Below are 13,746 nucleotides of genomic sequence, written 5' to 3' on the forward strand. Positions count from 1 at the left end.
ATGGCTACAATTCATGTCGATGGAAAATCGTATGAAGTCAACGGCTCGGAAAACTTGCTACAAGCATGTTTGAGTCTGGGCATCGACATCCCATATTTTTGTTGGCATCCATCCTTAGGTTCGGTTGGTTCTTGCCGTCAATGTGCTGTTACGCAATATGCGAATCCAGAAGATACGCGTGGTCGTTTGGTCATGTCTTGCATGACACCAGCATCTGACAATACCTATATCTCAGTTGAAGACAAAGAAGCAACGGATTTCCGTGCATCTATTGTTGAATTTTTGATGACGAATCACCCGCATGACTGTCCAGTCTGTGAAGAGGGTGGTCACTGTCATTTACAAGATATGACTGTGATGACTGGTCATGACCGTCGTCGTTACCGCTTCACAAAACGTACGCATTACAATCAAGAACTCGGCTCATTCATTGCACATGAAATGAACCGCTGTATTGCTTGTTACCGTTGTGTTCGTTACTACAAAGATTATGCGGGCGGTACAGACTTTGGTGTGTATGCCAATGCATCTCGTGTTTACTTTGGCCGTCCAGAATCAGGTACTTTAGAATCTGAATTCTCGGGTAACTTGACTGAAGTATGTCCAACAGGTGTATTCACTGATAAGACTCATTCAGAGCGTTATAACCGTAAATGGGACATGCAGTATGCACCAAGCGTGTGTCAAGGCTGTTCTTCTGGTTGTAACATTTCTCCGGGTGAACGTTATGGTGAAATCCGTCGTGTAGAAAACCGTTTTAATGGTTCGGTTAACCAGTACTTCCTTTGTGATAAAGGTCGTTTTGGCACAGGTTATGTAAACCGTGCAGACCGTCCACGTCAGCCTCAGTTCCGTAACGGTGAAACTGTTGCAACTGTTTCTGTTGATCAAGCTTTAGATCAAACGATTGCAAAGCTTCAAGGCAAAAAAGTCTTGGGTATTGGTTCTCCACGCGCAAGCTTGGAATCGAACTACGCATTACGTGAGCTTGTAGGTCAGGAAAACTACTCAACTGGTGTTGCTCAAAAAGAGCAAAAACTTGTTGAGCTTGCTGCATCTATCATGCAAACCGAGGGTATTTACAACCCGAATATGCGTGAAATTGAAAGCTATGATGCTGTTCTGATTTTAGGTGAAGACCTAACTCAAACTGCTCCACGTATGGCATTGTCTGTTCGCCAAGCTGCGAAAAACAAAGCTCGTGAAATGGCTGCGAAAACACGTACTCCAGATTGGTTGGCTGAACCTTTACAACGTATTGGTCAAGAAGCAAAATCTCCGATCTATATCTTGGCTGCAACTCAAACTCGTCTTGCCGACGTTGCAACTGGTGAAGTTGTTGCTTCACCAAATGATATTGCACGTTTAGGCTTTGCCGTAGCAGCAGCAGTGAAAGGTGATGTATTAATTGGTCTGGATGACGATGCAAAAGCATTTGCTCAAACCATTGCTGACACTTTAAAAGCAGCAAACAAACCATTAATCATTGCGGGCACAAGTTTGCAAGATGCTTCTATTATGGAAGCTGCGGCTGAGTTGACTCAGAACTTAGGTTCTAAAGCTGGTTTAAGTCTTGTAGTTCCTGAAGTGAACTCTATGGGCTTGGCATTGTTTGGCGGCTTAAGCCTTGAACAAGCATTTGCTCAAGACTACGACACACTTGTTATTGTTGAAAATGACTTGTTCCGTCGTTTACCTGCTGCTCAAGTAAAAGCTGCACTAGATAAAGCTGAAACAGTAATCGTGCTTGATCACAGTGAAACTGAAACTGTGAAACAGGCTGATATCGTTCTTTCAGCAGCAAGCTTTGCAGAAGGTGACGGTACTGTTGTAAGCCAAGAAGGTCGTGCACAGCGCTTCTATCAAGTTTACGATCCAAGTTACTACAAGCCTGAATATGCAATTAAAGAATCATGGCGCTGGTTACATGCCATTGAAACTGGCATTAAAGGTAAGGCTGTAGATTGGACATTGCTTGATGATGTGATTGAAAGCATCGTGAAAAATGTACCAGTACTTGAAGCAATTCAAGATGTGGCACCTGATGCAGGTTACCGTGTACATGGTTTGAAAATTGCGCGTGAACCACGCCGTTATTCAGGTCGTACATCAATGCGTGCGCCGTTATCAGTTCATGAACCGAAACAGCCTACCGATCCAGATTCAGCATTAACATTCTCAATGGAAGGTTATGTTGGTCCGCAAAAAGCATCATCATTGGTACCATTTGCGTGGGCTCCGGGCTGGAACTCTCCACAATCTTGGAACAAATACCAAGATGAAGTGGGTGGTCACTTAAAAGGTGGTGATTCGGGTGTTCGTTTATTCGATCGCTTGGCAAAACGTCCTGCACGTAGCTATGTTGCTCCAGTGCCTGTAGTTGCAAACACTGAAAGTTTCCGCTTAGTACCAATGCATCATATTTTTGGTTCTGGTGAATTCACTATTAAAACACCAGCAATGGAAACTCGTATTCCAGAAGCTATGTTTGCAGTGGGCGAACAAGATGCAACTCGTTTGAACCTTCAAGAAGGTCAACGCATTACTGTAAAAGCAGGTGAAACCAGTGTGAGCTTGCCTGTACAAGTAATTGAATATTTACCTACAGGTTATATTGGTTACCCAGTTGGTTTAGCACCAATGGTGTCACTAGCTGAGCCTGTTTCAGTGGCTTTAGGAGTGTAATTCATGAATCAAGAAATTATACGTCAAACGCCACTTTGGGCTGAGAACTGGCCAATTGCCTACGCTGTAGTTCAAGCAGTTGTGATTTTGCTTGTTGTTGTTTTAGTTGCAGCGTTGATGTCTTTCATTGAACGTCGTTTACTTGCTTGGTGGCAAGACCGTTATGGTCCAAACCGTGTTGGTCCTGGTGGTATGTTCCAGATCGTTGCCGACATGCTCAAGATCATGTTCAAAGAAGACTGGACACCAAAATTTGCTGACAAACTTACATTCCGCTTAGCACCAGCTGTTGCAATGGCAACAGCGGTTCTTTCATTTATGGTAATCCCGGTGAGTCCTTCACTGGGTGTTGCCGACATGAGTATCGGTTTGTTGTTCTTCATGGCAATGGCTGGTATTGCAGTTTATGCAGTATTGTTTGGTGGCTGGGCTTCAAATAACAAATACTCATTGCTTGGTGGTTTACGTTCAGCTGCTCAAACCATTTCTTATGAAGTGTTCTTGGGTATCTCATTGATGGGTGTGGTTGCAATTGCAGGCTCATTTAACCTTCGTGAAATTGTTGAAGCACAACGTGATGTTTGGTTCGTCATTCCACAATTCTTAGGTTTCTTGATTTTTGTGGTTGCTGGTGTTGCGGTAACTCACCGTCATCCATTTGACCAACCAGAAGCAGAACAAGAATTGGCTGAAGGTTACCATGTTGAATATGGTGGTATGAAATGGGGTATGTTCTTCGTTGCTGAATATGTCAACGTGGTACTTATTTCTGCATTGATCGTAACTTTATTCTTCGGTGGCTGGTTAGCACCATTCAATTTAGAAATTCCATTTGTTCCGCCAGTATTCTGGTTTGTGATTAAAACAGCATTCTTTGTAATGATGTTTGTTTTGGCTCGTGGTTCTTTAATGCGTCCACGTTATGACCAAGTCATGAACTTTGGTTGGAAAATTTGTTTGCCATTGGCGTTGGTCAACTTGTTAGTGACTGGTGCTGTGATTCTGATGAATCAGGCCTAGGACAGCAGGGAGTACAAAATGTATAAATTTCTAGCTGGATTCGGATCGATTGTACGTTCGTTGTTTATGGTATTTAGCCATGTAACGCGTAAACGTGACACGATTTTATATCCAGAAGTACCGGCTGAACAGATTGTGCCGCCACGCTTTCGTGGTCGTATTGTGTTGACGCGTGACCCTGATGGGGAAGAGCGTTGTGTGGCATGTAACCTATGTGCGGTTGCGTGTCCAGTTGGCTGTATCTCATTGCAAAAAGCAGAAAAAGAAGATGGACGTTGGTATCCGGAATTTTTCCGTATTAACTTTTCACGTTGTATTTTCTGCGGTATGTGTGAAGAAGCTTGTCCAACAACTGCGATTCAGATGACACCAGATTTCGAGCTTGGTGAATATGTACGTCAAGACCTTGTTTATGAGAAAGAAAACTTACTCATTTCAGGTCCGGGGAAATATCCAGACTACAACTTCTACCGTGTAACGGGTATGGCGATTAACGGTAAAGAGAAAGGTCAAGCACAAAAAGAAAGTGCACCAATCGATGTACGGAGTCTATTACCATGATGTGGCCGTTTTATTTGATGGCACTCGTGGCCATCGTTTCTACGGTTCGTGTAGTGACTAACACGAACCCTGTACACGCTTTGCTTAGTCTTATTGTTTCATTGCTTGCTGTTGCTGGTATTTTCATGATCGTGGGGGCGCCTTTTGCAGGTGCTCTTGAAATCATCGTCTATGCCGGAGCAATTATGGTTCTGTTTGTCTTCGTTGTGATGATGCTTAACTTAGGTCAACACACCGTTGAACAAGAACGTAAATGGCTTTCTTCAGATGCTTGGGCATATCCAGCCCTCATGAGTTTCTTACTCGGCTTGCTTTTAGTTTGGATGCTTGGTGGTGAATACACCACTATTTCAGCACCACTTGGGGCACAAGTGATTGGACCAAAATTAGTTGGTCAAGCACTCTTTACTCACTATTTACTATTGGTTGAAGTTGCCGCGATGTTATTGCTAGCAGCCCTTGTTGCAGCATACCACTTAGGTAAACGTGAACCAGGTGCAGAAGAGGAAAAAGAATAATGGGCCAGATTCCTTTAGAACATGGTTTGATTGTTGCAACCATCCTTTTTGCACTCGGTTTTTACGGTGTAATGGTTCGACGCAACCTATTATTTATGTTAATGAGCCTTGAAGTCATGATGAATGCTGCTGCATTGGCATTTGTTCTTGCGGGTAGCGTATGGGCACAACCAGATGGACAAGTTATGTTCATTCTGATTTTGACCCTTGCAGCAGCAGAGGCATGTATCGGTCTTGCGATTGTCCTTCAGTTCTATCATCGCTTCCATCATTTGGATGTGGATGCTGCTAGTGAGATGCGCGGATGAGTTATTTATATCTAACAATATTATTTCCGCTAATCGGTTTTATTTTATTGGCGGCAGGACGAGACAAGCTCTCTGAAAATGTTGCAGCAATTATTGGTGTTGGTTCTGTAGGTTTATCTGCATTATTTGCATTGATTGCTGGAATGGCATTTACCACGAGTGGTCAGCAAGTTTTTGTTCAAAACCTGTGGACATGGTTCAATGTTGGTGGTTTTGCGCCAGGCATTAGCTTACATTTAGATGGCTTATCTTTACTCATGATGGGCATGGTGACGGGTGTTGGTTTCTTAATCCACATCTTTGCATCATGGTACATGCGTGGTGAAGAGGGCTATGCGCGTTTCTTCTCTTATTTCAACCTGTTTGTTGCCAGCATGCTTGTGCTTGTATTGGGCGACAACTTGGTGTTGTTATTCTTAGGTTGGGAAGGCGTAGGTCTTTGCTCTTATTTGCTTATCGGTTTCTATTATGCAAACCCTGCAAATGGTTGGGCTGCGATCAAAGCATTTACAGTTACCCGCGTAGGTGACGTATTCTTACTTATCGCTTTATTCTTGCTTTACCAACAATTTGGTACGCTGAATACTCAGTACATCGTTGAACACGCTGCAGAAGTAATGACGAAGAGTTCGTCACTTACGATCTGGACTGCATTAATGTTGTTCTTGGGTGCGGCTGGTAAATCTGCTCAAATTCCATTGCAAACATGGTTAGCAGATGCAATGGCAGGTCCAACACCTGTTTCTGCATTAATCCATGCTGCGACAATGGTAACGGCTGGTGTGTATTTATGCTGTCGTCTATTTAGCGTATTTGAACTTGCGCCTGAAGTGATGCAATTCATTTCAGTAACAGGTGCTGTGACTTTGTTAGTTGCAGGTTTTGCTGCACTCGTTCAAACAGACATCAAACGTATCTTGGCTTACTCAACAATGAGTCAGTTGGGTTATATGTTTATGGCTGTAGGTGCGGAAGCTTATCAAGCTGGCTTGTTCCACATGTTGGCTCACGCATTCTTTAAGGCATTATTATTCTTGTCTTCTGGTGCGGTGATTCTGGCTTACCACCACGAGCAAAACATCTTCAAAATGGGTGGTTTGTTCAAACGTAACAAATTCCTATTTGCTTGTTTCGCGATTGGTGGCGGTGCATTAGCAGCGATTCCATTCTTGACAATTGGCTTCTTCTCTAAAGATGCGATTCTTGGTGAAGTTTGGGTACAAGGTCAATCAGTTGCTCTATATCACACTTTATATTGGGTGGGTGTAGCAGGTGCATTCCTGACTTCAATCTATACATTCCGTTTAATCTGGGTTGTATTCTTTGGTCAAGAAAACACGCCTTACCATGAAATTAAAGGTGCAACTTACTGGGCTCCATTGGGCATTTTAGCTGTACTGTCTACTTTTGTTGGTGCAGTATTAAAAGCACCTGTAGCAGGTATTCTTAATACTGCAAAAATTCCTGAATTCCATGTGGCTGAACAATTTGTTGAAGGCATGCATGGGGCAGAGCATTTGGCAGTAGGAATTGCGCTAGTTGGTCTAGTTGTTGGTATAGCATTATTCGCATTTGCTTATGGTGCAGTGAAATCATTCGCTCAAACAAGTTTGGGTTCAGGTTTGGCACATATTTGCCGTACCGCTTTTGGTTTTGATGCATTGTATGACATCGTTTTTGTTAAACCTTATTTATTCTTCGCCAAAATCTTTGGCCGTGACCCGATTGACAGTTTGTGGTTAGTTCTTCCTGCACTTGTGAAAGGCGGAAACAGTTTTACAAGCTCACGTCAAACCGGTTCATTGCGTGAATACGCATCAAGTATGTCACTCGGTGTAGTGGTGTTATTGATGATCTTGATCGTTATTCAGGTAGTGGGGAAATAAAATGGAAAACAATTTAATTTTACCCGCGCTGATTCTTGTTCCATTCATTGCTGGTTTTATTTGTTGGTTAGTCGATAAGCTCGACAAAACTTTGCCACGCTGGATTGCCTTAATTGGTATGCTCATTACTTTGGGCTTAGGTCTTGCACTTTGGCAAAGTGGAACTTATACCTATGAGATGGGTTCAAAAATCCCAACTTGGTCTGCTGAGTTCTATTTACCGTGGATTCAATCACTCGGTATCGGCATTCACTTAGCTGTGGATGGCTTATCTTTACTCATGGTTTTACTAACAGCATTACTTGGTGTACTTGCTGTTGGTTGTTCATGGGGCGAAATTCAAAAGAACGTTGGTTTCTTCCACTTAAACCTCTTATGGAGTTTAGGTGGCGTTATCGGTGTATTCTTAGCGATTGACCTATTCTTGTTCTTCTTCTTCTGGGAGATGATGCTTGTACCAATCTACTTCTTGATTGCGTTATGGGGTCATAAAGGTTCAAACGGTCGTTCACGTGTTTACGCAGCTACTAAGTTCTTCCTTTACACGCAAATCGCTGGTTTAGTGATGTTAATCGGTATTCTTGGTCTTGTAGTTTATGGCTATATGATGACCGGAATGATCGGTTTCGATTACAACTATTTATTAGCTGTAGCGAACCACTTACCTCCTAGCTTAGCGTATGGTTTCATGATCTGTTTCTTCATCGGTTTTGCGGTGAAGTTACCAGTATTCCCATTACACGGTTGGTTACCAGATGCGCATGCTCAAGCACCTACAGCAGGTTCTGTAGACTTAGCGGGTATCTTGATTAAAACAGCTGCGTATGGCTTGCTTCGTTTTGTTATTCCATTCTTCCCGGCAGCTTCTGCACAGTTTGCAGATATTGCGATTATTTTCGGTTTGATTGGTATTTTCTACGGCGCATGGTGTGCTTACCAGCAAACTGACATGAAACGTTTACTTGCGTATACGTCGATTTCACACATGGGCTTTATTTTACTTGCGATCTACGCAGGTAATATTTTGACCTTCCAAGGTCTAATGATCATGATGTTGGCACATGGTTTGTCATCAGCTGCATTGTTCATTATGTCTGGTCAAATCTACGAACGTTTACATACACGTGATTTACGTTTAATGGGTGGTCTTCGTGGCCAGCTTCAGTACTTGCCATTTTTCTTGATGTTCTTCGTGGCTGCTCTTGTAGGCGTGCCAGGTTTAGGTAACTTTATTGGTGAATTCCTCATCTTGATGGGTTCATTCAATAAATATCCTGTATTCACGATTCTTGCTTCTATCAGCCTTGTATTTGCAGGCTTATACGGCTTGATTTTGATTCACCGTACTTTATTTGGTGAACCAAATCCTGAACAAAAGCAACACTACGCTAGTCCACTAAAAGATTTATCTGCTCGTGAAGTTGGTATTTTGATGATTTGTGCGATTGGTCTCGTTTGGCTTGGTATCTACCCACAAACATTCTTGGATGTATCTCATTCAAGCATGCAGTGGTTTGTTAATAGTTATATGCCAGTTCAAGAAGTCGTTGAAACTGTTCAGCAAACAGCTACTCAACTTGACCATGTGGAGATCCAATAATCATGAACTTCACAGTATCACTTGCTACGCTTATGCCTTTAGCTCCAGTGATGATTGTTGCTTTGACAACAATCGTCGTTATGCTGTTAATTTCAATTAAGCGTAATCATAATTTAATCGCAACAGCTTCTGTTGTTGGTTTAAACCTTGCTGCACTTTATATTTTATTTGCAGTATTTGGCGGTAAGTTTGTGCCGGCAAATGTGATGGGCATGTTTATGGTTGATCCATTTACCATGTTCTATCAATTTATGATTTTGATTGCAGCATTGGCTTGTTGTACTTTGTCTCACGCTTACATCGAAACCTATAAAGACAACCGCGAAGAACTCTACCTTTTGTTACTTGCTTCAGTAGCAGGTGCAATGTTGATGGTTGCAAGTTCTCACTATGCATCGTTCTTCATTAGCCTTGAGTTAATGTCGATCCCTGTATATGGCTTACTTGCTTATACTTATCAACGTAGTAGTTCACTTGAAGCTGGTATTAAATACCTTGTACTTTCAGCGACAGCTTCTGCAATGTTGTTAATGGGTATGGCATATATCTATGCATATACTGGTTCACTTTCATTCTATGATTCTGTACAGGCTTTATTTGGCGCAATCAAACAGCCAATGGTGTTATTAGGTTTAGCACTCATTATTTTTGCTGTTGCATTTAAATTATCGCTTGCGCCGTTCCATAAATGGACACCAGATGTATATGCAGGTGCACCAGCGCCAATGGCAACTTTCTTGGCGACCGCTGCTAAAGTTGCAACAATTGGTTTGTTCGTGCGTTATATGCTTGCTTCTGGCGCAATTATGGTGGATTCGTTAGTTACTATTTTGACAATCATTGCAGTATTGTCGATTTTAGTTGGTAACTTACTCGCTGTTCGTCAAGTTAACTTAAAACGTATTCTTGGTTATTCATCTATTGCTCATTTTGGTTATTTGTTAATTGCTTTAATTAGCATGACTTATGCGAGCTTGGGTAGCGTAACTGTATATGTGGTGTCTTACGTATTAACAACTATCGGTGCTTTTGGTGCTGTAGCGTTAATGTCTAGCCCATATAACAACGTAGATGAAGCACAAAGTCTTGCAGACTACCGTGGTTTGTTCTGGCGTCGTCCAGTACTTACAGCAACTTTAACAGTCATGATGTTATCTTTGGCTGGTATTCCATTAACAGCAGGCTTCATTGGTAAGTTCTTGGTGGTAATGGCTGCTGTAACAACTCAGCACTGGTTCTTAGCTGCAATGATTATTGTGGGTAGTGGTATTGGTTTGTACTACTACTTACGTGTGATGGTTGTAATGTATATGACACCACCAGAAACTCCTCGTATTGATGCAGATGCTCATTGGGGTCAAAAAGTAGGTGGTTTAATGGTATTGGCTGCTGCTGCATTAGTTATTATTTTGGGTGTTTACCCAGATCCATTGATTAATTTAGCATTAAAAGCAGAAATTTTATCTCCATTACATTTCATGCTTTCACAACAACACTAATTCTAGTGTACAAAAAAGCCTCCAAATCTGGAGGCTTTTTTTTATTGAGCATTAAAAAAAGTTTATAATAAATACGTTTATATATTTTTAGGTAACATCTGTGGCCATTCAAGAAATTCGTCACCCACTTATTCGTCATAAATTAGGTTTGTTACGTCGTTCTGACATCAGTACTAAGAATTTCCGTGAGCTTGCTCAGGAAGTGACTATGTTGTTGACTTATGAAGCAACAAAAGATTTACCAGTTGTGGATTGTGAAATTAATGGATGGGCTGGAACAGTTGCTACGCAGCGTATTGCTGGTAAAAAAATAACGATTGTACCGATTTTACGTGCAGGTATTGGTATGTTGGATGGCGTGCTTAATCTGATTCCAAGTGCAAAAGTGAGTGTTTTAGGTCTCGAACGTAATGAAGAAACACTAGAAGTTCGTACTTATTATAAAAAACTAGTTCCAGATGTTGCTAATCGTCTTGCAATGATTATCGATCCAATGTTGGCAACAGGTAACTCATTAGTTGCTGCCATTGATGTGTTAAAGGCAAGTGGCTGTAAAGATATACGTGTTATGGTATTAGTTGCTGCTCCAGAAGGTGTTGCTAAAGTTGAAGCAGCTCATCCGGATGTACAGATTTATACAGCATCTATTGATAATGGCTTAAATGAACAAGGCTATATTGTTCCTGGCTTAGGTGATGCGGGCGATAAAATTTTTGGTAGTGTCCAAAAAGACTAATTTTTGAAATAACGATAAAAAGAGACTTAATCAAACCGTAAAGTTTTGAGGGCGGATTGAAAGTCTCTTTTTAATTTTCTGCTGTAATATCAGTATTGAAAAAGTAAGGTAAAGATCATGAAGCAAGAGTTTTATACCGGAAAAGTTAAACAATATGATCCTGAAAAAGGGTTTGGTTTTATTGGAACGGCTGAGGGAGATATTTTCTTTCACATTTCGGATTTTCCTGCATCAGAAGGGGAACCGAAAAGAAATGAAAAAGTGAAATTTCTTGCTGTAGATAATCAGGGGAAATTTAAGGCTATCAAGATTGAGCGTATCGATCCTAATCCTTCTAAAACCAAAAAAACTCAAATCACCGATCATAATAAAGCGATTACGTCAGAGTTGTTATCACATTTTCGACGTTAATCGTGTTCTCAATCTTCACGGCTAGCTTGGTGTCGAGTTTAGCTAAGAGCGGCAGAGAAGATTCTTGATTGCGCGCGGAATGAGTTAGTAATATAAATTAAGGGAGGTGTAAGCTTCCCTTAATTTTCTTAAGCAATAAATAATAAAATGAAAAGAATGGTGAGCCTTGTGAAAATGACTCAAGATGGCATTAGAAGATCAGGTCTTAAACTTGATCTTCACAGAATTGTAAGAATGCTTTGAGGCCAGGACCTTGGTATTTCTGACGGTGTACCAACATGTAAAGTGGGCGAGTAAGTTGCCAAAATGGTGTTTCTAAAATAACGAGTTGTCCTTTTTCAATTAAAGGTTCAATCGCGAGTTTAGAGATACAAGACATTCCTAAACCACCAGCAACTATTTTCAAAATTGCTTCATTGTGACCTAGGGTTAGGCGAATATTAGCGTCTGGGAGGTCTTGCAAAATAGCATTATCAAATACTTCACGAGTTCCCGAGCCTTCTTCACGTAAAATCCATTCAACTTGATAAAAATCATGTGCTGTTAAAGGTCGATTTAAACGTGCTAAAGGGTGATTAGGGGAGCAGCATACTGCAAGTTCGTCATCTCGCCAGTGAATACATTGAAGTTGAGGTAGGTGACACGAGCCTTCAATTAATGCCAAATCAAGCTGAAACTGATTGACTGCTTCAATCATTTGGCGTGTGTTGCCCACCTGTAATTGCAGGTGCGCTTTGGGGTGATACTGTAAAAAGTTGGCCATTAAATCTGGCATGAGGTAATCACTGATTGTGAGAGTTGCCCCAATACGTAAATCAATACTTTGTAACTCACCTTTTGCAGCTTGCTCAAAAGCTTCACAGCGACCTAATATTTCTAGCGCTTGAGGCAATAGAAAGCGACCAAGGTCATTGAGTTGTAGTCGTTTACCTAAACGATCAAATAGAGGGGCACCAAGACCATCCTCTAAATCGGCTAAAGCCATACTTGCTGCACTTTGCGTCAGTCTGACCGCTTCACTGGCTTTGGTGACAGTTCCTTCTTGAGCGACTGCTACAAAAACAGCCAACTGGCGTAATGTCATGCGCATGTTTAAAAAGCCTTAACGTTTAAAAGTATTCATTATTTCGACTGTCATGCTAACATGAGCGCACTATTTCATGCCACGTTGAAATCATGTCAATTGAAAAATTTAGCGTAGAAAAAGTTTTATCTGTACACCGCTGGACCCCAACTCTTTTTAGTTTCACCATGACTCGCCCTGCACATTTTAAATTTACTGCTGGCCAATTTGCGCGTATTGGACTGAAAGTTGGGGAAGAACTTGTTGTTCGTGCCTATTCGGTTGTGTCTTCTCCATTTGATGAAACGCTAGAATTTTTCTCGATTGTGGTCCCAGATGGTGCATTTACCTCAAATCTTCAACATTTGAAGGTAGGTGATGAGCTTTACTTAGAAAAAATACCTTATGGTTATCTTACTTTAGCTCGCTATCAGCAGCCTTTACCGCATGATTTATGGTTATTGGCAACGGGTACTGGTTTAGCTCCGTTTTTGTCGATGCTGCAAGACTTCGATACATGGTCTAAATATCAAAAGATTAATTTGGTCTATAGTGTTCGTACAGCTGCCGAATTAGCTTATGTCGATCGTATTCAAGAGATTGCTGAAAGTTTTGGGGAAGGGCACGTCGGTTTTAAATTTATTTCAATTATCACTCGTGATCCATCAGCACAGTTACATGACCGTTTGCCAGTTTTGATTGAGAACGGTGAATTAGAAAAAGTTGCTGGTATAGAGCTGAGTCCTGCAACAAGCCATGTCATGCTTTGTGGAAACCCAGAAATGGTAGATGACACGAAAGAGGCTTTAAAACGCCGTGGTTTGACGATGAATCGTCGAGGTGAGGGAAATATTGCAGTAGAAAATTACTGGTAAAAACAACAATTAAAAGAACTTTAAAATTATTTTATGGATATGTTTATTAATGGACAAACATATCCATAAATTCACGAATTTCGGAAATAGCACTGTCTACATCGCTTGAAAGCCAAGTTGGTTCAAAAAGACCTGCATAATGTTCTAAACGGTCTTGGGGAACAACTAAACGAACAGGACAGTCTTCTTCAAGTAAACGCCAAGGTAAAATCGGAACTTCATTATCCAGAAAAATATTGATATTACGAATATCAACAATCATGGCATTAATGCAGTCAGGAAAAGGCATCACTGAAAATTCTTCAGTACGACGACGAAAATACTCTAGATCACCCCATTTGAGTTCATAACTTGGCTTATTAAATTCAATAATACCAATGAGATGTTCATCTCTCGTCTGGTGTAAATAACATTGATGTGTGACGTCAGTGTCGAGATCAAGAGTTACGTTTTGCTGACGATACATCATAAAATAGAGCAGCTTTAAAACAAGGGGGCTTATTATAGCCTATTTTATAAAAAGTAAGCGCTAAAACATATTGTATTACAAATGGGACATACACGAATCTGGTGAATAACGAGAA

Annotated in this window: 13 protein-coding genes; 11 read left to right on the top strand and 2 right to left on the bottom strand. The window is 41.1% G+C overall.

Annotated features, from left to right (window positions below):
• The 10 genes from nuoG to FY048_RS15850 all read left to right on the top strand — a co-directional run bounded on the left by nuoG (position 1) and on the right by FY048_RS15850 (position 11,224).
• Positions 1-2,685, top strand: a complete 2,685-nt coding sequence (gene nuoG, locus FY048_RS15805; RefSeq protein WP_446091766.1) for an NADH-quinone oxidoreductase subunit NuoG — start codon at positions 1-3, stop codon at positions 2,683-2,685.
• A 3-nt stretch (positions 2,686-2,688) separates the two neighbouring features.
• The gene (nuoH, locus tag FY048_RS15810; protein ID WP_004703499.1) at positions 2,689-3,705 is read left to right on the top strand and encodes an NADH-quinone oxidoreductase subunit NuoH; all 1,017 of its coding nucleotides are present in this window, start codon (positions 2,689-2,691) and stop codon (positions 3,703-3,705) included.
• A gap of 18 nt (positions 3,706-3,723) precedes the next feature.
• Complete coding sequence (gene nuoI, locus FY048_RS15815; protein WP_016139133.1) at positions 3,724-4,266, top strand: NADH-quinone oxidoreductase subunit NuoI; 543 nt, start codon at positions 3,724-3,726, stop codon at positions 4,264-4,266.
• A complete protein-coding gene (gene nuoJ, locus FY048_RS15820; protein WP_171068139.1) occupies positions 4,266-4,784 on the top strand; it encodes an NADH-quinone oxidoreductase subunit J in 519 nt (172 codons plus the stop codon). Before nuoI ends, nuoJ begins: the two co-directional genes overlap by 1 nt.
• Entirely contained in the window at positions 4,784-5,092 is a 309-nt protein-coding gene (gene nuoK, locus FY048_RS15825) for an NADH-quinone oxidoreductase subunit NuoK (RefSeq protein ID WP_003653467.1), read from the top strand. The genes nuoJ and nuoK overlap by 1 nt, the downstream gene beginning before the upstream one ends.
• Positions 5,089-6,978 carry an NADH-quinone oxidoreductase subunit L gene (gene nuoL, locus FY048_RS15830; protein ID WP_446091767.1) on the top strand — a complete coding sequence of 630 codons (1,890 nt, stop codon included), beginning with the start codon at positions 5,089-5,091 and terminating at the stop codon, positions 6,976-6,978. Before nuoK ends, nuoL begins: the two co-directional genes overlap by 4 nt.
• A 1-nt stretch (position 6,979) precedes the next feature.
• On the top strand, positions 6,980-8,578 hold the full coding sequence (gene nuoM / locus FY048_RS15835) for an NADH-quinone oxidoreductase subunit M (RefSeq protein ID WP_336169213.1): 1,599 nt from the start codon (positions 6,980-6,982) through the stop codon (positions 8,576-8,578).
• Between the two features lie 2 nt (positions 8,579-8,580).
• Positions 8,581-10,077 carry an NADH-quinone oxidoreductase subunit NuoN gene (nuoN, locus tag FY048_RS15840; RefSeq protein ID WP_446091768.1) on the top strand — a complete coding sequence of 499 codons (1,497 nt, stop codon included), beginning with the start codon at positions 8,581-8,583 and terminating at the stop codon, positions 10,075-10,077.
• Between the two features lie 100 nt (positions 10,078-10,177).
• Complete coding sequence (gene upp, locus FY048_RS15845) at positions 10,178-10,813, top strand: uracil phosphoribosyltransferase (protein ID WP_016139128.1); 636 nt, start codon at positions 10,178-10,180, stop codon at positions 10,811-10,813.
• A gap of 117 nt (positions 10,814-10,930) precedes the next feature.
• Positions 10,931-11,224, top strand: coding sequence for a cold shock domain-containing protein (locus FY048_RS15850; protein ID WP_016139127.1), 294 nt, complete (start codon positions 10,931-10,933; stop codon positions 11,222-11,224).
• A gap of 205 nt (positions 11,225-11,429) precedes the next feature.
• Here the strand turns inward: FY048_RS15850 and gigC are convergent, their stop codons facing one another.
• Complete coding sequence (gene gigC, locus FY048_RS15855) at positions 11,430-12,314, bottom strand: LysR family transcriptional regulator GigC (protein ID WP_016139126.1); 885 nt, start codon at positions 12,312-12,314, stop codon at positions 11,430-11,432.
• Positions 12,315-12,400: 86 nt separating this feature from the next.
• Between gigC and FY048_RS15860 the strand changes: the two genes are divergently transcribed.
• Positions 12,401-13,162, top strand: a complete 762-nt coding sequence (locus tag FY048_RS15860; protein ID WP_446091769.1) for a ferredoxin--NADP reductase — start codon at positions 12,401-12,403, stop codon at positions 13,160-13,162.
• A 46-nt stretch (positions 13,163-13,208) separates the two neighbouring features.
• Here FY048_RS15860 and FY048_RS15865 read toward each other — a convergent pair whose 3' ends face one another.
• Positions 13,209-13,628 carry a hypothetical protein gene (locus FY048_RS15865; RefSeq protein WP_171068138.1) on the bottom strand — a complete coding sequence of 140 codons (420 nt, stop codon included), beginning with the start codon at positions 13,626-13,628 and terminating at the stop codon, positions 13,209-13,211.
• Between the last annotated feature and the right edge of the window lie 118 nt (positions 13,629-13,746).

It is taken from the genome of Acinetobacter sp. 1124_18A, from assembly GCF_052824995.1.

Excerpts from the sequence above, each read along its gene's own strand:
- FY048_RS15850 (WP_016139127.1), top strand. The coding sequence starts at position 10,931 with ATGAAGCAAGAGTTTTATACCGGAAAAGTTAAACAATATGATCCTGAA.
- gigC (WP_016139126.1), bottom strand. The coding sequence starts at position 12,314 with ATGCGCATGACATTACGCCAGTTGGCTGTTTTTGTAGCAGTCGCTCAA.
- nuoK (WP_003653467.1), top strand. The coding sequence starts at position 4,784 with ATGGGCCAGATTCCTTTAGAACATGGTTTGATTGTTGCAACCATCCTT.
- nuoI (WP_016139133.1), top strand. The coding sequence starts at position 3,724 with ATGTATAAATTTCTAGCTGGATTCGGATCGATTGTACGTTCGTTGTTT.
- nuoL (WP_446091767.1), top strand. The coding sequence starts at position 5,089 with ATGAGTTATTTATATCTAACAATATTATTTCCGCTAATCGGTTTTATT.
- FY048_RS15860 (WP_446091769.1), top strand. The coding sequence starts at position 12,401 with ATGTCAATTGAAAAATTTAGCGTAGAAAAAGTTTTATCTGTACACCGC.
- nuoM (WP_336169213.1), top strand. The coding sequence starts at position 6,980 with ATGGAAAACAATTTAATTTTACCCGCGCTGATTCTTGTTCCATTCATT.
- nuoN (WP_446091768.1), top strand. The coding sequence starts at position 8,581 with ATGAACTTCACAGTATCACTTGCTACGCTTATGCCTTTAGCTCCAGTG.
- nuoJ (WP_171068139.1), top strand. The coding sequence starts at position 4,266 with ATGTGGCCGTTTTATTTGATGGCACTCGTGGCCATCGTTTCTACGGTT.
- nuoH (WP_004703499.1), top strand. The coding sequence starts at position 2,689 with ATGAATCAAGAAATTATACGTCAAACGCCACTTTGGGCTGAGAACTGG.
- FY048_RS15865 (WP_171068138.1), bottom strand. The coding sequence starts at position 13,628 with ATGTATCGTCAGCAAAACGTAACTCTTGATCTCGACACTGACGTCACA.
- nuoG (WP_446091766.1), top strand. The coding sequence starts at position 1 with ATGGCTACAATTCATGTCGATGGAAAATCGTATGAAGTCAACGGCTCG.